This is a genomic window from Rhizobium sp. SRI_017 (assembly GCF_057586295.1).
Genome location: NZ_JBYCZP010000073.1, coordinates 1 through 972 on the forward strand (window position 1 = coordinate 1; position 972 = coordinate 972).

Here is a 972-nt window from a genome sequence, read left to right on the forward strand (position 1 = left end):
CTACTTGTTTAGTCCTGGGAATTGATGGGTTGGATCGAAGGTGAATTGATCCGGCTCTTTTGTCCAGCAATTGCAAATGAATTCGTATGGTGTGAGGCCTTTGAGGGTCTTCAATCGTCGTGCGAAATTATAGGCGGAGACGAAGTCGGCGAGGTGCTGGCGGAGCTGATCGTGGCTCTCATAGTAGAAGCTCTTGACGGTTGCGTCCTTGATGGTGCGGTTCATGCGCTCGACCTGGCCATTGTCCAGGGGTGCTTGGGCTTTGTGGTGCGGTGCTCGATATCGGCTTTGGCGCAGGCGTATTCGAAGGCGTGCGCCCGGAAGATTTCACCTGCCGCCATTGCCTCCTTGATGAGGGGAACGGCGGAGCCACCGGCGCCCGGCGTGGTGAACTGGATGCCATTGTCGGTGAGAACGGTGTGAACCCTGTAGGGCACGGCCTTGAGGAGGTTGCGCAGGAAGTCGCCCGAGACCGCCGTCGTCGCCTTCTCGTGCAGCTCGACAAAAGCGAATTTGGAGGTCCGGTCGATAGCGACGAACATATGCAGCTTGCCCAGTTCGGTGCGCACCTCGGCAATATCGATGTGGAAGTAGCCAATCGGGTAGGTCTTGAACCTCTTCTTTGGAGGCTTGTCGCCCTCGACATCCGGCAGGCGGCCGATGCCATGGCGTTGCAGGCAGCGATGCAAGGAAGACCGCGTCAGGTGCGGTATTGTCGGCTGTAGTGCATAAAGGCAGTCGTCCAGTGGCAAGAGGGCATAGCGCCGGAAAGCAACAATGACGGCCTCTTCTTCCACCGAAAGGACCGTTGACTTCGGCTCCTTGGGACCGGTCGGAACATCGGCCGTCGAAGCACGCTTGCGCCACTTGGCCACCGTCTTCTGATTGATCCCATAGCGCTTGGAAAGCGCCCTCAGGCTCTCTTGACTATTTTGTATTGCTCGACGGATTGCCTCCGTCGTCGTGGCGCTG

The 972-nt window shown here is 58.0% G+C and carries 1 pseudogene; it reads right to left on the reverse strand.

Annotated elements, in window-relative coordinates:
* Positions 1-972, reverse strand: a pseudogene (locus tag AC2YI2_RS35055) (IS481 family transposase); the annotation flags it as partial.